This is a genomic window from Rhodopseudomonas palustris (assembly GCF_034479375.1).
GTDB lineage: Bacteria > Pseudomonadota > Alphaproteobacteria > Rhizobiales > Xanthobacteraceae > Rhodopseudomonas > Rhodopseudomonas palustris_M.
Genome location: NZ_CP140155.1, coordinates 866,666 through 888,511, shown reverse-complemented (window position 1 = coordinate 888,511; position 21,846 = coordinate 866,666). Strand labels below are relative to the sequence as shown.

General features: G+C 67.1%; 21 protein-coding genes and 1 riboswitch. Of the genes, 14 read left to right on the top strand and 7 right to left on the bottom strand.

Annotated features, from left to right (window positions below):
- Window positions 1–215: 215 nt before the first annotated feature.
- Window positions 216–596, bottom strand: coding sequence for an ArsC family reductase (locus tag SR870_RS03900; RefSeq protein ID WP_416221123.1), 381 nt, complete (start codon window positions 594–596; stop codon window positions 216–218).
- Between the two features lie 193 nt (window positions 597–789).
- On the opposite strand from SR870_RS03900, the gene SR870_RS03895 reads away from it, so the two are divergent.
- Complete coding sequence (locus SR870_RS03895; protein ID WP_322516738.1) at window positions 790–2,268, top strand: pyruvate kinase; 1,479 nt, start codon at window positions 790–792, stop codon at window positions 2,266–2,268.
- A 171-nt stretch (window positions 2,269–2,439) separates the two neighbouring features.
- Window positions 2,440–4,242: an NAD(P)/FAD-dependent oxidoreductase gene (locus SR870_RS03890; RefSeq protein WP_322516737.1), complete on the top strand. Its 1,803-nt coding sequence runs from the start codon at window positions 2,440–2,442 to the stop codon at window positions 4,240–4,242.
- A gap of 111 nt (window positions 4,243–4,353) precedes the next feature.
- Here the strand turns inward: SR870_RS03890 and SR870_RS03885 are convergent, their stop codons facing one another.
- The 3 genes from SR870_RS03885 to cobF all read right to left on the bottom strand — a co-directional run bounded on the left by SR870_RS03885 (window position 4,354) and on the right by cobF (window position 6,411).
- On the bottom strand, window positions 4,354–4,785 hold the full coding sequence (locus SR870_RS03885; RefSeq protein ID WP_322516736.1) for a DUF2023 family protein: 432 nt from the start codon (window positions 4,783–4,785) through the stop codon (window positions 4,354–4,356).
- Window positions 4,764–5,246: a flavodoxin FldA gene (gene fldA / locus SR870_RS03880; RefSeq protein ID WP_322516735.1), complete on the bottom strand. Its 483-nt coding sequence runs from the start codon at window positions 5,244–5,246 to the stop codon at window positions 4,764–4,766. The genes SR870_RS03885 and fldA overlap by 22 nt, the downstream gene beginning before the upstream one ends.
- Before the next feature lie 403 nt (window positions 5,247–5,649).
- Entirely contained in the window at window positions 5,650–6,411 is a 762-nt protein-coding gene (cobF, locus tag SR870_RS03875; RefSeq protein WP_322516734.1) for a precorrin-6A synthase (deacetylating), read from the bottom strand.
- A 238-nt stretch (window positions 6,412–6,649) separates the two neighbouring features.
- Here cobF and tcuA point away from each other — a divergent pair, with 238 nt between their 5' ends.
- The 6 genes from tcuA to cobJ all read left to right on the top strand — a co-directional run bounded on the left by tcuA (window position 6,650) and on the right by cobJ (window position 12,210).
- Complete coding sequence (gene tcuA, locus SR870_RS03870; protein WP_322516733.1) at window positions 6,650–7,975, top strand: FAD-dependent tricarballylate dehydrogenase TcuA; 1,326 nt, start codon at window positions 6,650–6,652, stop codon at window positions 7,973–7,975.
- Window positions 7,962–9,101: a tricarballylate utilization 4Fe-4S protein TcuB gene (gene tcuB / locus SR870_RS03865; protein ID WP_322516732.1), complete on the top strand. Its 1,140-nt coding sequence runs from the start codon at window positions 7,962–7,964 to the stop codon at window positions 9,099–9,101. Before tcuA ends, tcuB begins: the two co-directional genes overlap by 14 nt.
- Before the next feature lie 142 nt (window positions 9,102–9,243).
- Window positions 9,244–9,454, top strand: a riboswitch (cobalamin riboswitch).
- Window positions 9,418–10,101: a hypothetical protein gene (locus SR870_RS03860; RefSeq protein ID WP_322516731.1), complete on the top strand. Its 684-nt coding sequence runs from the start codon at window positions 9,418–9,420 to the stop codon at window positions 10,099–10,101. It overlaps the preceding riboswitch by 37 nt.
- The gene (locus tag SR870_RS03855; protein ID WP_322516730.1) at window positions 10,098–10,727 is read left to right on the top strand and encodes a precorrin-8X methylmutase; all 630 of its coding nucleotides are present in this window, start codon (window positions 10,098–10,100) and stop codon (window positions 10,725–10,727) included. The genes SR870_RS03860 and SR870_RS03855 overlap by 4 nt, the downstream gene beginning before the upstream one ends.
- Window positions 10,724–11,452, top strand: a complete 729-nt coding sequence (locus SR870_RS03850; RefSeq protein ID WP_322516729.1) for a precorrin-2 C(20)-methyltransferase — start codon at window positions 10,724–10,726, stop codon at window positions 11,450–11,452. Before SR870_RS03855 ends, SR870_RS03850 begins: the two co-directional genes overlap by 4 nt.
- Window positions 11,449–12,210 carry a precorrin-3B C(17)-methyltransferase gene (gene cobJ / locus SR870_RS03845; RefSeq protein ID WP_322516728.1) on the top strand — a complete coding sequence of 254 codons (762 nt, stop codon included), beginning with the start codon at window positions 11,449–11,451 and terminating at the stop codon, window positions 12,208–12,210. The genes SR870_RS03850 and cobJ overlap by 4 nt, the downstream gene beginning before the upstream one ends.
- Here cobJ and SR870_RS03840 read toward each other — a convergent pair.
- Window positions 12,177–12,959, bottom strand: coding sequence for a cobalt-precorrin-6A reductase (locus SR870_RS03840; protein ID WP_322516727.1), 783 nt, complete (start codon window positions 12,957–12,959; stop codon window positions 12,177–12,179). The two genes, cobJ and SR870_RS03840, sit on opposite strands and share 34 nt — an antisense overlap.
- On the opposite strand from SR870_RS03840, the gene cbiE reads away from it, so the two are divergent.
- From cbiE to cobA, 5 genes are read left to right on the top strand one after another with little or no spacing between them, the layout of a single operon-like run.
- Window positions 12,958–14,181: a precorrin-6y C5,15-methyltransferase (decarboxylating) subunit CbiE gene (gene cbiE, locus SR870_RS03835; RefSeq protein WP_322516726.1), complete on the top strand. Its 1,224-nt coding sequence runs from the start codon at window positions 12,958–12,960 to the stop codon at window positions 14,179–14,181. The two genes, SR870_RS03840 and cbiE, sit on opposite strands and share 2 nt — an antisense overlap.
- Complete coding sequence (locus tag SR870_RS03830; protein WP_322516725.1) at window positions 14,178–14,570, top strand: cobalamin biosynthesis protein; 393 nt, start codon at window positions 14,178–14,180, stop codon at window positions 14,568–14,570. The genes cbiE and SR870_RS03830 overlap by 4 nt, the downstream gene beginning before the upstream one ends.
- Window positions 14,567–15,346: a precorrin-4 C(11)-methyltransferase gene (gene cobM / locus SR870_RS03825; protein WP_322516724.1), complete on the top strand. Its 780-nt coding sequence runs from the start codon at window positions 14,567–14,569 to the stop codon at window positions 15,344–15,346. Before SR870_RS03830 ends, cobM begins: the two co-directional genes overlap by 4 nt.
- Window positions 15,333–16,691, top strand: a complete 1,359-nt coding sequence (locus tag SR870_RS03820; RefSeq protein ID WP_322516723.1) for a cobyrinate a,c-diamide synthase — start codon at window positions 15,333–15,335, stop codon at window positions 16,689–16,691. The genes cobM and SR870_RS03820 overlap by 14 nt, the downstream gene beginning before the upstream one ends.
- The gene (cobA, locus tag SR870_RS03815; protein ID WP_322516722.1) at window positions 16,691–17,440 is read left to right on the top strand and encodes a uroporphyrinogen-III C-methyltransferase; all 750 of its coding nucleotides are present in this window, start codon (window positions 16,691–16,693) and stop codon (window positions 17,438–17,440) included. Before SR870_RS03820 ends, cobA begins: the two co-directional genes overlap by 1 nt.
- On the opposite strand, the gene SR870_RS03810 is transcribed toward cobA, so the two are convergent.
- Window positions 17,437–18,606 (bottom strand): zinc-dependent alcohol dehydrogenase, encoded by a 1,170-nt coding sequence (locus SR870_RS03810; RefSeq protein WP_322516721.1) that lies wholly within the window; start codon window positions 18,604–18,606, stop codon window positions 17,437–17,439. The two genes, cobA and SR870_RS03810, sit on opposite strands and share 4 nt — an antisense overlap.
- Before the next feature lie 333 nt (window positions 18,607–18,939).
- Between SR870_RS03810 and SR870_RS03805 the strand changes: the two genes are divergently transcribed.
- Window positions 18,940–19,815, top strand: coding sequence for an SDR family NAD(P)-dependent oxidoreductase (locus tag SR870_RS03805; protein WP_322516720.1), 876 nt, complete (start codon window positions 18,940–18,942; stop codon window positions 19,813–19,815).
- 156 nt (window positions 19,816–19,971) lie between these two features.
- Here the strand turns inward: SR870_RS03805 and guaA are convergent, their stop codons facing one another.
- Window positions 19,972–21,594: a glutamine-hydrolyzing GMP synthase gene (guaA, locus tag SR870_RS03800; RefSeq protein ID WP_322516719.1), complete on the bottom strand. Its 1,623-nt coding sequence runs from the start codon at window positions 21,592–21,594 to the stop codon at window positions 19,972–19,974.
- Between the last annotated feature and the right edge of the window lie 252 nt (window positions 21,595–21,846).

The window sequence follows — 21,846 nt, the reverse complement described above, 5'->3', positions numbered from 1 at the left end:
TCCCGCGGCGAAGGCACGCGCACGGCCGACTTTTTGTTGCTATCCGGTGCCGGGCACCCTGGCAGGTGCTGCTGGCCCGTCTTTCTCGGCAGACTATGCCGCTATTCCCAAGCCGCGCGCAAGATGCAATGCAGGCAAGCGTTTATGAGCACCCGGGTGTGGAAAACAATCCGGCACCCGCACACAAACGCGCGATGAAGGCGACGCGCCGTCGCTCATCCGAACGCCTTTGCATAGGCCTCGGGCCGAAACCCAACGAGCAGAGTCGCGCTTGTCTCCAGCACGGGCCGCTTGATCATCGATGGCTGCGCCAGCATCAGCGCGATCGCCTTGGCTTCGGTGAGTTCCGCCTTGTCGGCATCGGGCAGCTTCCGAAAGGTCGTGCCGGCGCGATTGAGCAAATTCTCCCAGCCGACCTGCTCTGCCCAACGCACGAGTTGCGCCTTGTCGATGCCTGCGGCCTTGTAGTCATGGAAGACGTAGGCGACGCCGTGCCCGTCGAGCCAGGCGCGTGCCTTCTTCATGGTGTCGCAGTTCTTGATGCCGAAGACGGTGACGGACAATACGGGCCTCGCATACGAGTTGAACAGACGCATTCAGAGCGGCCACCACGTCCCCGTCAAGCAATCGAATTCAGACCGCTGTGGACGGCGCAGGACGGCCGGGACAGCGGATGAGCATAAGGTCGCAGCCCGCGGCCACGACGCTGTCACAGGAGTTACATGGACGGCCCCTAGACGGGCTGGATGCGGTCGATGGTTCGGCCGCCCGCGATTCAAGAGCGCCGCCATGTCGACCGAAATCGTCCGCCTGAAGCAGAAACTCGACCGGCTGATCGCCGAGATCGAGGCCGACAGCCGGCCGCGCACCACCGGCTGGGCCGAACGGATCGAACGCCCCGGCTTCGCCGCCAGCGCCGCCAATCTCGCGCATTATCTGGCGCTGCGCCGGCACGATCTGCGGCCGCTGCAGCGCACGCTGATGACGCTCGGGCTGTCGTCGCTCGGCCGGCTGGAAAGCCGGGTGATGCCGACGCTGCTCGCGGTGCGCGCCACGCTGGCCGCCTTGTGCGGCGAGCCGGAGGCGCTGCGACCGTCGCCGCGGCAGTTCTTCGCGGGCGAGCACGACCTCGCCCAGCGCAGCGAGGAACTGTTCGGCGCACCATCGAGCGGCCGCGCCACTGCGTTACTGGTGACCTGCCCGAGCGAAGCCGCCGACGATCCGTCGTTCATGCTGCGGCTCGCCGAGCGCAAGGTCGAGGCGGTGCGGATCAATTGCGCCCACGACGATGCCGATGCGTGGCAGCGCATGATCAACCACCTGCACGTCGCCGAGGAAGCCACCGGACATCGGATGAAGATCCTGATGGACATCGCCGGTCCGAAGATCCGCACCGGCGCCGCGCGCGCCCCCGAGGGGCGCGAACGCATCCTCACCGGAGACCTGATCGCAATTGTCGCCGCAGGTTCGCTGCACCGCATCGACGTCGCCGAGGATCACTTCGCGGTCGAATGTACCCTGAGCGACCCGCTGATCAACAGCGCGGTCGGCGCGCGCGTGTTCGTCGACGACGGCAAGCTCTGCATCCGCATCGAGCGCAAGACGCCGTGGGGACTGGTCGGGCGCGTCACCTCGACCTCGGACAAGGGCCTGCGGCTGAAGCCGGAAAAGGGTCTCAACTTCCCCGACACGCTGCTCGATATCCCGGCGCTCACCGCCAAGGACCGCACCGATCTCGATTTCGTCGCCGACCACGCCGACGGCATCGAATTCTCCTTCGTGCAATCGGTCGCCGACGTCGAGACGCTTCAGACGGCGCTCGCCGAACGCCGGCCGGACGATTGGCGCAAGCTGTCGCTGGTGCTGAAGATCGAGACGCCGGAGGCGGTCGCCAACCTGCCCGACATTCTGGTGCAGGCGGCAGGCCAGCAGCCGACTGCGGTGATGATCGCGCGCGGCGATCTCGCCGTCGAGATCGGCTTCGCGCGCCTCGCCGAAATGCAGGAGGAAATTCTGTGGCTCGGCGAAGCCGCGCACATCCCGGTGATCTGGGCCACGCAGGTGCTCGAACAACTGGTCAAGAAGGGCACGCCCTCGCGTGGCGAGATGACCGACGCGGCGATGGCTGCGCGCGCCGAATGCGTGATGCTCAACAAGGGCCCCTATCTGTTCAAGGCAATCACCGAGCTCGACACCCTGCTCGGCCGGATGGCCGACCACCAGCACAAGAAGACGCCGCAGCTCCGCAAGCTGCAGAGCTGGGGCTAGCGCCAGCGTCGCCGGACCGCTGCGGCGCCGCACTGAGTGCGGCGCACAACTACGCATCATCACGAATTCAACATCGTCCCGCTTCGCGCTCGCACTCCCGGCGCGCGGTGATAGGATCGGCGCAACGAGACCGCAGCGTCACGTCGCGACAACTATCAACGGGAGGACATCATGCTCGACACCGCGCCGAACGGCAAAGTCACGACCCTGCTCGCCCTGCTGGATGAAGCGCTGAGCGCCAACGATCCCGACCGCGCGGTCGAGCTGTTTCAAACCGATTGCTACTGGCGCGACCTCGTCTCCTTCACCTGGAACATCAAGACGATGGAGGGCAAGGATCAGGTTCGCGACATGCTCGCTGCGAGGCTCGCCGATACGCGTCCATCGAACTGGCGGATTGCAGACGGCGAGGACGCCACCGAAGCCGACGGCATCGTCGAAAGCTGGGTTCAGTTCGACACCGCGGTGGCGCGCGGCTTCGGTCATCTGCGACTGAAGGACGGCCGGATCTGGACGCTGCTCACCACCATGGCGGAGCTGAAGGGCTTCGAGGAGCCGCTCGGCTTCGATCGCCCGATGGGCGCCAAGCACGGCGTCGATCCGACGCGCAAGACCTGGAAGGAAGAGCGCGACGCCGAGACGGCCGAACTCGGCAACAGCCGCCAGCCCTATTGCGTCATCATCGGCGGCGGCCAGGGCGGCATCGGACTCGCCGCCCGGCTGCGCCAGCTCGGCGTGCCGACCATCATCATCGAGAAGAACGAGCGGCCCGGCGATAGCTGGCGCAAGCGCTACAAGTCGCTCTGCCTGCACGATCCGGTCTGGTACGACCACCTGCCCTATCTGCCGTTCCCGCCGAACTGGCCGGTTTTCGCCCCGAAGGACAAGATCGGCGACTGGCTGGAAATGTACGCCAAGGTAATGGAGCTGAACTACTGGGGCTCCACGGTCTGCAAGCGCGCTTCGTACGACGAAGCGAAGCAGCAATGGACCGTGGTGGTCGAGCGCGACGGCCAGGAGATCACCCTGACGCCGAAACAGCTCGTGCTCGCCACCGGCATGTCGGCGAAGCCGAATATGCCGCACTTCGAGGGCATGGATCTCTTCAAGGGCGACCAGCACCACTCCTCGCAGCATCCCGGCCCGGACGCCTACAAGGGCAAGAAGGCGGTGGTGATCGGCTCCAACAATTCCGCGCACGACATCTGCGCGGCGCTGTGGGAGGCCGGCGCCGACGTCACCATGGTGCAGCGCTCGTCGACCCACGTCGTGAAGTCGGACTCGCTGATGGAATTGGGCCTGTCCGCGCTGTATTCCGAACAGGCGGTAAAGAACGGCATCACTACGGCGAAGGCCGATCTGATCTTCGCCTCGCTGCCCTACAAGATCCTCCACGAATTCCAGATCCCGGTCTACAACGCGATTCGCGAACGCGACGCCGACTTCTACAGGCGACTCGAAGCCGCCGGCTTCATGCTCGACTACGGCGACGACGATTCAGGCCTGTTCATGAAATATCTGCGCCGCGGCTCCGGCTACTACATCGACGTCGGCGCCTGCGAATTGATCGCCGACGGCCGCATCAAGCTGAAGAGCGGCGTCGGCGTGACGCGGCTCACCGAACATGCGGTCATCCTCAGCGATGGCACCGAACTTCCCGCTGATCTCGTCGTCTACGCCACCGGCTACGGCTCGATGAACGGCTTCGCCGCCGATCTGATCTCGCAGGACGTCGCCGACAAAGTCGGCAAAGTCTGGGGGCTCGGCTCGAACACCACCAAGGACCCGGGACCCTGGGAGGGCGAGCAGCGCAACATGTGGAAGCCGACGCAACAAGAGGGACTCTGGTTCCACGGCGGCAATCTGCACCAGTCGCGGCACTACTCGCAATTCCTGGCGTTGCAGCTCAAGGCGCGGATGGAGGGCATCCCGACGCCGGTCTACGGGCGGCAAGCGGTGCATCATCTGAAATGAGCACACGTGCGGGGCCGCGGCCAACCGGCGGACGCGGCCCAGCCGCAATGGCGGCGTCGTTGTCATCCTCATCCAGCAATGGAATGACGATGCCGGACGCCGCGAATTGAGCTAAAGCGCCAGCGCGTTGTGATCCGCAGCGAGCGCCAGCGGCGTTTCGGCAGTCACTGCGAGTGGGGTCTCCGTCTCGACCGCGTCCCCGCAACGCCCGAGAAAACGTTCGCACTGCATTTCGCGATCGTAGCCGAGCAGGATGCCGAGCATGAAATCATGCTCGGCCGACAATTCGCACAGCGGCCCCACCAGGAAGCGGCGGACCGCCTTGACGGCCAGCCTGCTGCCGAACACCACGTTCACCCGATCGGGGCACGCCTCGTGGACGTAGTGCGCGATGCCCCGCCCCTGAAGGCGCCCGAGCACCGGAGCGGCGGCTTCGACCGTCATGGTCATCAGCGCCAGCGGCCGTATCCCTTTCGAGAGTTCGTACAGATGATGATTGAAGATCTGCAGCGCCGCGCAGTTCAGCTCAGCCGACTGACCCATTCGGTGATCCTCTTCTCGGTCTTCGATGACTGGTTGTCCTGGTCCAGCGGCAACCCGACGAACTGACCGTCCCGCTCCGCCCGCGAGCCGGTGTGGTCGTAGCCGGCGGTCGCGGTGAACCCCACCACGGTCGCGCCCTGCTCGGTGACGAGGTCGTACAGAACGCCCATCGCATCGACGAAGCAGTCCGGATAGCTGACCTGGTCGCCGGTGCCGAACAGCGCTACTTTCTTTCCGGCCAGCCTAGCTTGCTGAAGCTTGTCGAGATGAGCCTCCCAATCGGTCTGCAGATCGCCGGCGCCGTAAGTCGGCGATCCGAGAATCAGCAAAGTGCAATTCTCGAAATCAGCAACGCTCGCGGCCTTGATATCGATCGCCCGGCCATTGGTGTGTTTCGCGATGCGGTTCGCGACCGCTTTCGTGGCTCCGGCATCGGAGCCGAAAATGATGTTCACGCTCATGGGTCTCTGGACAGCTCGAGGAAAAAACGAGAAGCCGGCATCGCAATGATGTCCCGCGGCTCTCTGTGGAGTCGAAACAATCGGACCCTACTGTCTCGCTATTCCCGTCTCAAATTCAAAAATGCATCTTCTGCGCAAGTTTTGATCAGACTATTGCTATACTAATTCCAAACTAACTCGGTGGAGCATCTCTGCCTGCTAACTAAGCGCGTCGAACCCGCTTCGCGAATACCGGCGAACGTCCGGATCCAGAGGCTCGACGTGACGCCGCGCAATGAATCTGATGCGTCACGATCATTCCTAGGTGCCGGAATACCACGTCGAGCACGCACGACGGAGCAGATGCGACGAAAGTCTGCATCTGCTTGCCACATTCCAGCCGCCCGGAATCTCCGAAGACGCGCTACGCGCCGCCGTCGGAACGCCGCAGCAGATAGGCATCCATGATCCAGCCCTTGGCCTCGCGGGCTTCGCGCCTAACGCGCTGAATGTCGGACGCGACATCGGCGAGTTTTCCGGCGATCAGGATCTCGTCCGCCATGCCGAGATAAGCGCCCCAATAGATATAGGTGTCGCCGGCGTCGATCTTGGCAAAGGTCTCGTCGCCGTCCAGCATCACCACCGTATCCTCGGCGGCGTGATGCGCTGCGCCTAGCTTTCGTCCCGTCGTGATCGTGACGGACTCGCCGATGCGGTTGAGCGGGATGCGATGCCGCGCCGTCAGCACCTGCACGGCGCTGATGCCGGGGATGATCTCGTATTCGATCGGCAGCCCGTCCGCGCGCAGCCGATCCAGAATTCGCAACGAGCTGTCGTAAAGCGTCGGATCGCCCCAGACCAGAAACGCTCCGCAACCATCGTCGGGAAGCTCGTCGATCAGCACCTGCCGGTAGCGCGCGGCGATCTGCGCATGCCAGTCGTCGACGGTCGCGCGATAATCGCCCGCGGGCGCGTCACGCTGTGGGATGTCGATGGTGACGAAGCGAATCTCCGGCCGCGTGATGAAGCGCCGGCAGATCTGCTCGCGAACCTCGCGCAGTTCGGCCTTTTCGGCGCCCTTGTCCGGCAGGAAGAACACGGTTGCGCGATTGAGCGCGTCGATCGCCTGCACGGTGAGGAAATCCGGGCCGCCCGGCCCCATTCCGATCAGAAGAATCTTGCGCATGACTGATGTCGCTCGTGCGCTCTCATCGGCCGGAGAGCCGCGACCGTCACGACGAAGAGAGGCTTGGGAAGATGAAGCCAGAAAAGCACGAGGACTCGCCAGGCGCAAGCTTCGGCGCGATTGACAAGCGGCGCAACGCGGGTCCTAAGACGAATTGAGCAAGCGTCGCGCCGACCGGAACCGGCGAGCCCGGCGGTGGCAACCTCAATCGACGAAGTCCGTCGGGAGTCGCGGTGAATTGAGTTCGACGTGGGATGTCGTGGTGATTGGAGGCGGTCTCGCAGGGCTGTGCGCAGCGATCGCCGCGCGCCGCGCCGGTGTCTCGGTTCGTCTGCTGGAATGCGCGCCCAGCGCGTTCCGCGGCGGCAATGCCCGCCATGCCCGCAATTTCCGCGTCGTGCACGAAGCGCCCACACGCTACGTACCCGACGCCTATCAGGCGCGAGAGTTTCTCGATGACCTCGCCCGCGTGACCCAGGGTGACTCCAATCCGTGCCTTGCCCAACGTCTTGTCGCGGAGTCGGAAACGATCGCAGCGTGGCTGATGGCCAACGGGGTTCCGTTGCAGCAGCCGAATGTCGGCGTCGTGCCGTATTCCCGCCGCACCGTGTTTCCGCTTGGTGGCGGCAAGGCGATGATCAACGCGCTCTACTCCACGGCGACCGACATCGGAGTCGCGATCAGCACCGACAGCGAAGCTCGTTTGTCACGGCAATCCTCGAACGGCAATTGGAGCATCGACCTCACGACGGCGACTTCAAGCCCGTCGTCGATCGACGCCCGCACCATTGTGGTCTGCGCGGGCGGCGCCGGCGCCGATCCGGCCTGGCTGCGATCCCACTATGGAGACGCCGCCGACGGCTTCATGGTCCGCGGCACGCCCTACGCGAACGGGCGCATGCTGGCCGATCTGATCGCGGCCGGCGCGGGCACCGTCGGCGATCCGACGATCTGCCACATGGTGGCGGTGGATGCGCGTGGACCCCGGTTCGACGGCGGCATCGTCACCCGGATCACCGCGATCCCGTATGGAATGGTCGTCGATGGTTCGGCGAGGCGGATCGACGCCACCGGCGCCGGCGCCGAACCGACCCACTATGCCCGCTGGGGACCGCGGATCGCCGCCTGCGCCGGTCAGACGGCCTATCTGATCCTCGACGCCGATGGCCTGCAGCGCGCCGCGCCGCAAGCCTTTCCGCCGATCAGCGGCGCGACCATCGCCGACCTCGCCGAAGCGCTCGGGCTCGATCCGGCGACGCTCGCGCAGAGTGTGAACGCCTTCAACGCCGCACTGCCCGCAGGCGCTCACCCGATCGCGTCCGCAACGTTCGCTGCCTATCCGATGCGCCCCGGCGTCACCTTCGTCCACCATGGCGTCGCGGTCGACGACCACATGCGAATTGTCTGGGCCGACGATCGCCGCAACGACACTCTGTTCGCGGCGGGCATGATCATGGCGGCCAATGTGATCGGACGCGGCTATCTCGCCGGCCTAGGCCTCACGCTCGCGGCGGTGTTCGGGCGGCTTGCCGGAACGGAGGCGGCGCGTCATGTCCACGGCTGATACGTCGACGGACGAACTGACCGCGGAGGCCGAGCGCGTGCTGCGGATCTGCACGGCCTGCATGTATTGCGACGGGCTGTGCCCGGTGTTCCCGGCAATCGACGACAAGCATGAATTCCGGCTCAGCGATCTGAACTATCTCTCCAATCTCTGCCACAACTGCCGCGGCTGCTGGTACGCGTGCCAGTATGCGCCGCCGCATCCGTTCGCGGTCAATCTCCCCGCCACGCTAGCCGCCGTCCGACGACGCTCCTATGCCGACCATCTGTGGCCGCCCGTGCTCGGCCGCGCTTTCGGCTCGCCGGTCACGGGCATTGCGGCGATCGTGAGCCTCATCGTGCTCGCCACGCTGGCTTTCGTGCTGCTGTCGAGCCCGCCTGCGGCGCTGTTCGGCGCCGACGACAGCGAGGGCGCGTTCTATCGCGTGCTGCCGTGGTCGATCATGGCCGGCGCCGCCGGCGCGTCGCTGCTGTGGGCGGTGGCGTGTATCGGACTGGCGACGCTGCGGTTCTGGCGCACGATGGCCCCCGACGTCCCGCGCGGCGCGCTGCTGCGCGCGCTGGCGCCCGCGTTACGCGACATCGTCACGCTGCGCCATCTCGGCGGCGGCGGGCCGGGCTGCAACGATGTCGGCGAACGCACGTCGCATCACCGCAGGCTGTTTCACCACGTCATGGTCGCGGGCTTCGCCGGCACCGCGCTGTCGACGGTCTCGGCTGCGATCTATCATCACGCGCTCGGCGTCGCCGCGCCCTATCCGCTCGCCAGCCTGCCGGTGCTGCTCGGCCTCGTCGGCGGGGTCGTCATGCTGGCCGGCATCGCCGGCCTGCTCTGGATCGAACATCGCGCCGACACCGAGCCTTCCGACCGGACCGAAGTCGCACTCAACGTCACCTTCCTGATTCTGCTCGGCCTGGTCACCCTCAGCGGTCTGGCGGTGCTGGCGTTCCGCGAAACGCCGGCGATGGGGCTGCTGCTGGCCGGCCATCTGGGCCTCGTGTTCGGGTTCTTCGTCGTGCTGCCGTTCTCGAAGGCCGTCCACGCCCCGTTCCGGGCCGCCGCATTACTGCGCGCGGCAGCCGAGAAGGCCGCGGCGGGTGCAAGGAGCAAACGCGATCGCGGCTGACCGGCCTTGATCGCAACGGGCCAGCCGCTGCCGCAACCCGGCCAATCCGTCTTGATCCAGCTCAAGCACTGGCTGATTTTATTGCATCCCGGCGGGCTTCTGCGCGACGCAAGCTCGATTGACACATCTGCGTTTTCGGACCAAACATCGCGCTGCCGACGGTTCCTGTCTTCGGACGGGACTAAGAGGGAATATCGGAAGTCATCGCCCTGCGCAGGATGATGACGGAGCCGAAGCTGCTCCCGCAACTGTGAACGGCGAGCCACCGCAACACGCCACTGGACGTCGTCCGGGAAGGCTGCGCTGGCCGTGACCCGTGAGCCAGGAGACCTGCCGTCGCCTGCTGATTGACGCCATTCCGGGCGGGATGTTCCGGGGTGAAGTTCGGCCGTTCGGAGTGCAGGTCCGTTCGCCGGTTTCGCATCATCGCATCGCGCGATGGTCAACCGACGGACTTGGCACGATGCCGCTCTCGATTGTTCGCTCCGATGGGCCCGACGCCCTCGACGCGTCCGACTGCTCCCCTTTGTCCGCCGATCTCGTCGTGCTGTCGCTCTCCGACGCCGAGCTCGCGCGCTACGCGCGCGCGTGGTTCAACGCCGGCCAAACACTGCCGAAGCTGTATCTCGCAAACCTCGCTCGGCTGTCGCTCGATCAGCACTTTCTCTCCGCAGCCGTGGCGGCGCGCGGCATGCTGATCCATCTGGCGCACAGCGCCACTGAATGGCGCGACGGCATCGACACCCTCACCGCGGTCGCCCGGGACCGGCGGATCGCGCTCGCCGTCGTCGCCGATCAGCCCGACCCGCGACTCGACGCGATGTCCAATCTGCCGCGTTCGACGCTGCGCCGACTGGCCTCGCTCTGCAAAGGCAGCGACGAGGCGGCCGCGCGCGCGGTGCTGACGCAATTGTCGCTCGCGGCCGGCCTCACCATCGAGCCCTGGCTGGACCAGCCGGTGCCGCCGATCTCCGATCAGAACCGCGAGGCGGTACGATGAACTACACCTACGAAACCAACGGCGACGCGATCTATCGGCAGTCGTTCGCGATCATTCGCGCAGAAGCCGAGCTCGATCGCTTCGACCGCGACGAAGAGACGGTCGCGGTGCGGATCATTCACGCCAGCGGCATGGTCGAGGTGGCGAGCGACATCGTCTTCACCTCCGGTTTCGTCACCGCGGGCCGCGCGGCACTGCAGGCCGGCGCGCCGATCCTGTGCGATGCGCAGATGGTCGCCAATGGCGTGACCCGCAAGCGGCTGCCGGCCGACAACGAAGTAATCTGCACGCTCGGCGATCCCCGCGTCCCCGAGTTGGCGGCCAAGCTGGGAACCACGCGCTCCGCCGCCGCGCTCGAATTGTGGCGCGAGCGGCTCGACGGCGCCGTGGTGGCGATCGGCAACGCGCCGACCGCGCTGTTTCGGCTGCTCGAAATCCTCGGCGAGCCCGGCGCGCCGCGGCCTGCTGCGATCGTCGGCATTCCGGTCGGTTTCGTCGGCGCAGCGGAATCCAAAGAGGCGCTGCTCGAGGCCTCGCCAACACCGTGCGTCATCGTCCGCGGCCGCCGCGGCGGCAGCGCGATGACGGCGGCGGCGATCAACGCGCTGGCGAGCGAAGTCGAATGACCCGGCCGACCGTCTATGGCGTGGGCGTCGGCCCCGGCGATCCGGACCTGATGAGCGTGCGCGCCGCACGGCTGGTCGGCGCCGCCAAGGTCGTCGCTTACTTCCGGAAGGCCGGCCGCGCCGGCCACGCGCGCACCATCGTCGAAGGCCTGCTCGCCGACGGCGTCGTCGAGGAGCCGCTCGACTATCCGGTGACGACCGAAATCCCGCTCGACGATCCGGCCTACGCCGCGACCTTGCGCAGCTTCTACGAGGACTGCGTCGCGCGGTTGTCGGCGCATGTCGCGCAAGGCCGCGACGTCGTCGTGCTGTGCGAGGGCGACCCGTTTCTCTACGGCTCGTTCATGCACCTCTACACCCGGCTGATCGGCGACGTGCCGGTGGTCGTGGTGCCGGGAATCTCCGGCATGGCGGCGTGCTGGACGGCGAGCGGCACGCCGATTACTTACGGCGACGACGTGCTGTGCGTCGTGCCGGCAACACTGAATGCGACAAGGCTCGCCGAAACGCTGAAGACCGGCGACGCCATCGTCATCATGAAGCTCGGCCGCAATCTTCCCAAAGTGCGGCGTTCGCTCGAAGCCGCCGGCCTGATCGACCGTGCGGTCTATGTCGAACGCGGCGCGATGCAGGGCGAGACGGTGATGCGGCTCGCCGACAAGCCCGACGATCAGGCGCCCTACTTCTCGATGATCCTCGTCCATGGACAGGGACGACGACCATGAGCGGCTCGGTCGTCGTTGCCGGCCTCGGCCCGGGCGCGCAGGAGCTGATCACACCCGAAGTGACCGCGGCACTGGACGCCGCGACCGATCTGGTCGGCTACGCACCCTATGTCGCCCGCGTCGCCGCGCGCGACGATGTCCGCCGGCACTCTTCCGATAATCGCGAGGAGATCGATCGCGCCTCGTTCGCGCTTCGGCTCGCGAGCGAGGGTCGGCATGTGGTGATCGTGTCGTCCGGCGATCCCGGCGTGTTCGCGATGGCGGCTGCGCTGTTCGAGGCGATCGAGGCCGGCGATCCGGCCTGGCGCGATCTCGACATCCGGGTGCTGCCCGGCATCAGCGCGATGTTCGCCGCTGCGGCGCGGATCGGCGCGCCGCTCGGCCATGATTTCTGCGCGATCAATCTGTCGGACAATCTCAAGCCGTGGGAGACCGTCGAGAAGCGGCTGCGCGCGGCCGCCGAAGCCGACTTCGTGATCGCGCTGTACAATCCGATCTCGAAGGCCCGGCAATGGCAGCTCGACCGCGCGTTCGAGTTGCTGCGCGGCATCCATGCGGCGTCCGTGCCGGTGATCTTCGCGACCGCAGTGAGCGCGCCGCACCAGCGCATCGACGTCGTGCCGCTCGGCGATGCGCTTCCGAGCCGTGCCGACATGCGCACCGTGGTGATGATCGGCTCGTCGCAGACGCGCCTCATTCCTCGTGCCAACGGCGGCAACTACGTCTACACACCGCGCTCTGCCAAGGCCGCGTCATGACCGAGCCACGCCATCACCTCGGCGACCGTGGTCGCAGTGAGCCGCGCAGGCACAGCCGGACGCCGGACCATCACCACCGGCAAGCCGAGGTCGCGCGCCGCCTCGATCTTGGCCACCGCCGCATCGCCGCCGGCATTCTTGGCGACGACGATCTCGGTGCGATGCGCCTGCAGCATCGCCCGGTCACTGACCCGGTCGAACGGCCCACGCGCGACCACGACTTCGACCTGCGGAAACGGCAGCGCCGCGCGCGGCGGATCGACCAGGCGGACCAGATAAGCGTGCTGCGGATGCGCGGCGAAGACATCGAGATGCTGCCGGCCGGTGCCGAGGAACACGCGACGCGGCGCAGCGCCGAGCGCCTGCGCTGCCGCTACCAGATCGTCGACCTCGATCCAGCGATCGCCCTCACCCGATTGCCATGGCGCGCGCTCGAGTGCGAGCAGCGGCACGCCGGCAAGATCACAGGCCGCGGCTGCATGGCGGCTCATTTGGGCCGCGAATGGATGCGTGGCATCGACGACGCGGTCGATCCGCTCGGCGCGCAAGTAATCGATCAATCCGCGCACGCCGCCGAAGCCACCGACCCGCCACGGGATCGGCGGCGGCTTGGGATTGTCGGTCCGCCCGGCGAACGACAGCACGGCCTCGATGCGCGGCTCCGCGGCAATCGCCGTCGCAAGCCGCGTCGCATCGGCGGTGCCGCCGAGGATCAACAGGCGGGTGCGCTGGGCGGAGTGGAGCGTCATGACGGCCACCGATGACACGACGACGCCGTGGCTGTCCATCGTCGGAATCGGCGAGGACGGCCTCGCGGGCCTGTCCGACAAAGCGCGCACGCTGCTGGCGAAGGCCGATCTCGTGATCGGCGGCGAGCGCCATCTCGCGATGGTTGCCGCGCTTGGCAGGCCGACGCTGCCGTGGCGCGTGCCGTTCGCAGCGTCGCTGCCCGATGTGCTGGCGCAACGCGGCCGCAACGTCGTCGTGCTGTGCTCGGGCGATCCTTTCTGGCACGGCGCAGGCTCAGTGCTCGCGGAGCATCTCGCACCGACCGAATGGACCGCCCTGCCCGCGCCGTCGACGTTCTCGTGGGCCGCCACGCGGCTCGGCTGGCGACTGGAAGAGACCGTCACGCTCGGCCTGCATGCGCAGCCGGTGTCGATGCTGCGACCGTATCTGCGATCCGGCGCCCGCCTGATCGTGCTGGTTCGGGACGGTCCCGCCGTCGCGCAGATCGCGGCCTATCTGGCATCGCTGGGATTTGGCGCCTCCGATCTCGCCGTACTCGAAGCGCTCGGCGGCCCGCGCGAGCGCATTCGCCGCGCAGCAGCGGTGAACTATGCACTCACCGACGTCGCCGCACCGGTCGCGATCGGCATCGACGTGGTTGCGCAACCCGATTCCGCGATCATCCCGCGCGCGAGCGGCCTGCAGGACGAGCTGTTCCAGAACGACGGCCAACTCACCAAGCGCGCGATCCGCGCGGTGACGCTGTCGAGTCTGGCGCCGCGCGGCGGCGAATTGTTGTGGGATATCGGCGCTGGATCGGGGTCGATCGGCATCGAGTGGCTGCTGGCGGCGCGCGGCAATCGCGCCATCGGCATCGAGGCACGACCCGACCGGCTGGCTTGCGCCCGCGCCAATGCCGATGCGCTCGGCGTGCCCGATCTCGATCTCAGGCTGGGTGAAGCACCCGACGCACTCGCCGATCTGCCGACGCCGGACGCCGTGTTCATCGGCGGCGGCGCCGGGCGACCCGGGGTACTCGATACGGTGTGGCATGCGCTGCCGTCCGGCGGACGGCTGGTCGTCAACGCCGTGACGCTCGAAACCGAGGCGCTGCTGATCGCCTGGCACGGCCGCCACGGCGGCGAGTTGCTGCGGCTCGGCGTCGAACGCGCCGCGCCGGTCGGCGGGCTCACCGCCTGGCGCGCCGCGATCCCGGTGGTGCAATGGAGCGTCCGCAAATGACGCGCATCGTGATCGGCCTCGGATTTCGCGCCGCCGCCCCTCAGGCGTCGATCGCCGAAGTCATCGCCGCTGCGCGCGGCGCCGCTATGCCCGCACAACCGACGCATCTTGCCGTGCCCGACGACAAAGCAGTGCATCCGCCGTTGATCGCAGCGGCGACAGAAGCGGCATTGCCCTGCCTCGCGATCAGTACGGCTGCGATCCGGAGCGTCGCCGGTCGCATCGCGACCAACTCACCGCGCGTTGCACGCGCCCGCGGTGTCGGCAGCGTCTGTGAAGCGGCGGCGCTCGCCGCGGCGGGGCCTGCCGCCCGCCTTGCGGTGACGCGGCTGATATCAAGCGACCGCCAGGCGACCGCCGCCGTCGCCATCGAGGAGCCACCGCAATGACGGTCCACTTCATCGGCGCCGGCCCCGGCGCGCCCGACCTGATCACGGTGCGCGGCCGCGATCTGGTGATGCGCTGCCCGGTCTGCCTCTACGCGGGATCGCTGGTGCCGCGCGAGCTGATCACGCTGTGCCCGCCGGATGCCCGTGTGGTCGACACCGCGCCGCTCGATCTCGACGCGATTACCAAAGAATTCGTCGCCGCCGCCGAGGCCGGCCACGACGTCGCGCGATTGCATTCCGGCGATCTGTCGGTATGGAGCGCGATGGGCGAGCAGATCCGCCGGCTCGAGGCTCACGGCATCCCCTACACCGTCACGCCCGGCGTGCCGTCATTCGCTGCCGCCGCGGCGGCGCTCGGGCGCGAACTGACACTGCCCGAAGTCGCCCAGACCGTGGTGCTGACGCGCACCTCGGGCCGCGCTTCCGCGATGCCACCTCGCGAAAACCTCGAGGCCTATGCGGCGACCGGCGCGACGCTGGCGATCCATTTGTCGATCCACGTGCTCGACGCCGTCGTCGACAAGCTGCGCCCGCACTACGGCAACGATTGCGCCGTGGCCGTCGTCGTTCGCGCGAGCTGGCCCGAAGAGCAGATCATCCGCGGCACGCTCGCGACGATCGCCGCGCAGGTGGCGGAGGCCGGCATCGATCGCACCGCGCTAATCCTGGTCGGGCCGTCGCTCGCAGCGAGCGATTTCCGCAATAGCGCGCTCTACAGCACGGACTACGACCGGCGCTATCGTCGTTCCGCGGAGGACGATCGTGCCCGCGACTGATCGCGATCATGCCGCGACGCGTGCGCGGCCGCAGGGGCTGATCATCGCGGCGCCGTCGACCAACAGCGGCAAGACCACGGTGACGTTAGCGCTGCTCGCCGCGTTGCGTCGCCGCGGCCGCATCGTCCAGCCCTACAAATGCGGCCCCGACTACATCGATCCGGCGTTCCACGCCGCGGCCACTGGCCGGCCTTCCTACAACCTCGACTCGTTCGCTGTCACGCGCGGCCGGATCGCCGCATTGCTCGATGAGGCCGGCGGTGCGGACCTCTGCATCGCCGAAGGCGTGATGGGGCTGTTCGACGGCGGCAGCACGACAGGCGCGTGGGGCAACGGCGCAACCGCCGATATCGCCGCGGCGACCGGCTGGCCGGTGGTGCTGGTGATCGACGTCGCCGGCCAGTCGCAATCGGCCGCCGCGCTAGCGCTCGGCTTCGCGAACTACCGGAGCGACGTGAAGCTGGCCGGCGTGATCCTCAACAACGTCGCCAGCGCGCGGCACGAGGCGCTGGTCCGCGCCGGCTTCACGATGCAGAGCATTCCTGTGCTGGGCACGCTCGCACGACATGCCGGCAGCACGATCAAGAACCGCCATCTCGGGCTGGTGCAGGCGCGCGAACACACGCAGCTCGACGCGCGGCTCGCTGCACTGGCCGCACTCGCCGAACAGGGCATCGACCTCGACGCGCTCGAACGCGCCGCCGCTCCGTCACAGTTCGACACCGCGGCGACGCCGCGCATCGCGCCTCCCGGCCAGCGCATCGCGCTCGCCAGCGACGATGCCTTCTCCTTCATCTATCCGCATCTGCTCACCGGATGGCGCGCCGCCGGCGCCGAGATCGTGCCGTTCTCGCCGCTCGCTGACGAAGGACCCGATGATACTTGTGATGCGGCCTGGCTGCCGGGCGGCTATCCCGAACTCCATGCCGGCAGGCTCGCCGCGGCCACACACTTCAAGTCGACGCTGACCCGCTTCGCGCAGACGCGCCCGGTGCACGGCGAATGCGGAGGCTACATGACGCTCGGCGCAGGCCTGATCGACGCCGAAGGGCATCGCCACGCGATGGTGGGACTCCTCGGCCTCGAAACCGATTTCGCCGAGCGCAAGCTGCATCTCGGCTATCGCGTCGCGACCCTGCAGACGCCCGCCGCCGGCCATCCCGCCGGCTGCGTCCTGCGCGGCCACGAATATCACTACGCCCGCGTGCTCAGCGTCGCCGACGACCCGCTCGCAGACATCCGCGACGCAGCCGGCGCGCCGACCGGCGAGACCGGAAGCCGCCGCGGTCATGTCACCGGAACGTTTTTCCATCTGATCGACGTCGCGCAGGAGCTCGCCAGTTGATGACGACCTCGCCTCCCTCCCGGTTCACCCCCGGCAGCGTCGCCCTCGTCGGCGCCGGCCCCGGCGATGCCGACCTGCTGACGTTGCGCGCGGTCAAGCGCCTGCAGCAAGCCGATGTCGTGCTGTACGACGATCTGGCCGGCGAAGACTTCATGTCGTTCCTCAAGCCGGACGTCGAGCTGGTCGCCGTCGGCAAACGCGCCGGACATCCGTCGCCGCGGCAGGACGAGGTCAGCCGGCTGATCGTGGCCCATGCCGGGCGCGGCAAGCGCGTGGTGCGGCTGAAGGCCGGCGACCCTGCCGTGTTCGCCCGCTCCGACGAGGAACTACGCGCCGCCCGCGACGCCGGCATCGATATCGAAATCGTCCCCGGCGTCACCACCGCGACGGCGGCCGCCGCGGCGATCGGCGCATCGCTGACCAAGCGCGGCGTCGCCCGCCGCGTCCAGCTCGTCACCGGCCACGACGTCGACGGCCGTCTGCCGGGCGATCTCGACATCGCGGCGCTGGCCGATCCGGCGGCGACGACCTGCATCTATATGGGCAAGGCGACCTTTCCGGCACTGGTCGAACGCCTGATCGCCCACGGCATGAGCCCGCAAACGCCGGCCGCGATCGTCGAAAGCCTCGGCTCGCCGGAGACGCGGATCTATCGCGGGACGATCGCCGAGACCGCGGCCCGGCTCACCACCGATCGCCCGCACGGCGCTTGCATGATCATCTACGGGCTGGCGCTCGAAGAAAGTTAGGGCTTCATCACCACCTTGATGCAGCCGTCCTTCTTGTCGCGAAACGTCTTGTAGAGGTCGGGGCCCTCGTCCAGCGTGGCGCGATGGGTGATGACGAAGGTCGGGTCGATCTCACCCTTCTCGATGCGGGACAGCAACTGCGGCAGATAGCGCTGAACCGGGGTTTGTGCCATCCGGAACGTCAGGCCGCGATTGATCGCAGACCCCATCGGGATCTTGTCGAGCAGACCGCCATAGACGCCGACGATGGAGACGGTCCCGAAATTGCGACAGCAATGGATCGCCTGCCGCAGCACGTGCGGCCGATCGGTGCCCATGAAGGTCGCCACCTTGATCCGATCGACCACGGCATCGAGGCCGGAGGTGGTCTCCGGCTCGGTGCCGACCGCGTCGATGCAGGCGTCGGCGCCGCGGCCCTGGGTCAGTTCCTGAATGCGGTCGTAGACGTCGTCGTGCTTGAAGTCGATCGTGATCGCGCCGGATGCGCGAGCCATTTCCAGCCGTTCCGGCACGGTGTCGATGGCAATGACGCGCTCGGCGCCGAGCAGGAACGCGCTCTTGATGGCGAATTGTCCGACCGGCCCGCAGCCCCAGATCGCAACCGTTTCGCCGCCTTGCAGATCGCAGAAATCGGCCGCCATGAAGCCGGTCGGAAAAATGTCCGACAGGAACAGCGCCTGCTCGTCGGTCATGCCATCCGGCACCTTGATCGGACCGACATCGGCGTAAGGTACGCGCAGATATTCCGCCTGCCCGCCGGCAAAGCCGCCGAGCAGATGCGAATAGCCGAACAGACCGGCGGGCGAATGGCCCCAGAGTTTGGCGGCTTGCTCGGCATTCGGATTGGAGCGCTCGCAGCCGCTGAAGAAGCCGCGCTTGCAGAAGAAGCATTCGCCGCAGGAGATCGTGAACGGCACCACCACGCGATCGCCGACCTTCAGCGCCTTGTTGTCGGCGCCGACCTCGACCACCTCGCCCATGGTTTCGTGACCGAGCACGTCGCCGCTCTGCATCGACGGCATCACGCCGTCGAACAGATGCAGGTCGGAACCGCAAATCGCGCACGCGGTGACCCGGATGATCGCGTCACGTCCATGTTCGATCTTGGGATCGGGCACGCTTTCGCAGCGGATATCGCTCTTGCCGTGCCAGGTCAGCGCCTTCATCGTTACCTCCGCTCGTGTTCATCAGCGAGAGAAACGCGAGACGTGATGGTTGTTCCTCAATGACTCGACGATTGCAGCGCCATCGAATGAAGCTGTCGTTCAGACCGGCGGGAAACTTGCGCAAGATCATTGCTCCCAATGAGCAGGCGCGTTCGACTGTCGCCCACGCGCGACGGAAGAATGTTCCTCGACGCGCGATCTCGATTGTTCGTCGGACCGGTGGAGCTTCGATGACGTCGCCTGACCGATCCGCCGGAACACGATCTTTCGCGAACTCGCTCACATCTGGAACCCGTGCGGGGGTGCCCCTGCTGCCTGCAGAAGGTTGAGCCGATGATTTCGAACCGTGAAGGGAAACGAACCGCTCTGGTGACCGGGGCCAATTCGGGTCTGGGCAAAGCCATCGCGACGGCATTGGCGGCGGAGAATACGCGCGTTGGCCTGGTGGTACGCGACCGCGAACGGGGCGAGACGGCGCTTGCAGAGATCAGGGCCGCCACCGGCAACGACGACCTGCATCTGTTTGTCGCCGATCTGGCCGACCAGTCGGCGATCCGTGCAATGGCGCAAGCCGTGCAGCAGCGTTTCGAGCACCTGCACTTGCTGGTGAACAATGCCGGCACCGCCTTCCCAGAGCGGCGGCTCAGCCCCCAGGGGATCGAGTGCGCGCTGGCGGTGAACCATCTCGGCCCCTTCCTCCTCACCAACCTGCTGCTGGATCTCCTCAAAGCCAGTGCCCCGGCGCGGATCGTCAATGTCGGCACGCGGATCAGCACCGCGCTGGATTTCGGCGATCTGAATTGGGAGCGGCGGCCCTACCGCATGATGCAGGGCTACGGCCAGTCCAAGCTCGGCAATCTGCATTTCACCTTCGAGCTGGCGCGACGGCTGCAAGGCAGCGGCGTGACGGTCAATTGCGTCTTCCCCGGCGTGTTCAAATCCAACCTCGGCGGCACCGACGGCGCCCAGGGGTTCTTTCTGAAGCTGTTCGCCCGATTGGGAGGCTGGGCGATCCCGTCTGCGGAGCGGGCGGCGCGCCGCGTGCTGTATCTCGCCGACGCACCGGAACTGGCCGACGTAAGCGGCCAGTATTTCGGCGACCGAAAGACCATTCCGGCCCCCGCCCAGGCGCTCGACGCGGACGCAAATCGTCGGGTGTGGCAGATCAGCGAAACGCTCACGGCAGAGCAAGGCACGGCAGGCGGCTGACGGCGGTGTGACGGGATCACGATGCGCCCGGGCGTGCGACCGCCGCTCCAAGCCATGATCGACAGACAGCCCCGATCGAGGAGAACGGTTTTTAGTCTTGAGCCCGTTGGATCGAGCCGTGGCGCAGTTTTCGAGTAGCCCTAGAGATGGGCAAAATCATTCCCACTCGATTGTCCCCGGCGGCTTACTCGTGACGTCGTACACCACGCGGTTGACGCCCTTGACCTCGTTGATGATCCGGGTCGCGGTGGCGCCGAGGAAGTTCATGTCGAAGGAATAGAAGTCGGCCGTCATGCCGTCGGTCGAAGTCACCGCCCGCAATCCAACCACGTACTCATAGGTGCGGCCGTCGCCCATCACGCCGACGGTCTTGACCGGCAGCAACACCGCGAAGGCCTGCCAGATCTGGTCGTAGAGTCCGGCCTTGCGGATCTGGTCGATGTAGACGGCGTCCGCATTGCGCAGGATCTCGAGCTTCTCGGCCGTGATCTCGCCGGGGCAGCGGATCGCGAGGCCGGGGCCCGGGAACGGATGACGGCCGACGAACACGTCGGGCAGGCCGAGCTCGCGGCCGAGCGCCCTCACCTCGTCCTTGAACAATTCGCGCAAGGGCTCGACCAGCTTCATGTTCATGCGTTCGGGCAGGCCACCGACATTGTGGTGCGACTTGATCGTCACCGACGGGCCGCCGGTGAACGACACGCTTTCGATCACGTCGGGATACAGCGTGCCCTGCGCCAGGAAATCCGCGCCGCCGACGACCTTGGCCTCGGCGTCGAACACGTCGATGAACAGCTTGCCGATGATCTTGCGCTTCTGCTCCGGATCGGTGACGCCATTGAGCGCGCCGAGGAAGGTCTCGGACGCATCCACATGCACCAGCGGGATGTTGTAGTGGTGCCGGAACAGGTCGACGACGGTCTTGGCTTCGTCCTTGCGCAGCATGCCGTGATCGACGAACACGCAGGTGAGCTGATCGCCGATCGCCTCGTGGATCAGCACCGCGGCGACCGCCGAGTCGACGCCGCCGGACAGGCCGCAGATCACCTTGCCCTGGCCCACCTGGGCGCGGATCTTCTCGATCGCCTCCTCGCGGAAGGCGCGCATCGTCCAGTCACCGGTCAGCCCCGCAACCTTGCGGACGAAATTGCGCAGGAGTTTCGCGCCGTCGGGCGTGTGCACCACTTCGGGGTGGAACTGCATCGCATAGAATTTGCGGGTGTCGTCGGCGATCACCGAGATCGGCGAGCCCGGCGCCTTGGCGACGCCGCGGAAGCCGTCCGGGAGCTTGGTGACGCGGTCGCCATGGCTCATCCAGACGTCGTACTGGCCGCCCTTCTCCCATACCCCGTCGAACAGCGCGCAATCATCGGTGATCTCGATCGTGGCGCGGCCGAATTCGCGGTGGTGGCCTGCCTCGACGGTGCCGCCGAGCTGCTTGGCCAGCGTCTGTTCACCGTAGCAGATCCCGAGCACCGGCACGCCGGCTTCGAGGATCGCCATCGGCGCGATCGGCGCGTCGGCGTCCAGCACCGAAGCCGGGCCGCCGGACAGGATCACGGCCTTCGGCTTCATCTCGGCGAAGGCGGCCTCCGCCTTCTGGAACGGCACGATCTCGGAATACACGCCCTCCTCGCGGACGCGGCGGGCGATCAGTTGGGTGACCTGCGAGCCGAAATCGACGATCAGGATCTTCTCGTGGATCGCGGCGACATGCGGCGAGGTGTCGGCGCCGGAGGGGACGACGGACGAAGCGGAGGATGTGCTGGGGGCTGTCATGGGCAGCAAATACGCGACCCCGGCCCGGCTCGCAACGGGGAAAAACGGCCGGCGGGCGTCATGCACCGGGAACAGCGCCCTCCTGGAAACCGCCGTGATACAGCCCCGCCCCCCGCCGTCATCCTGAGGCGCTCGCCGTCTTCGGCGAGCCTCGAAGGATGCTGTTCTGCGACCTCTTCGCCCGCGACGCCGTCGCCCTTCGAGGCTCCCGCCGCGCGCGAAGCGCCCGGCGCTCGCACCTCAGGGTGACGG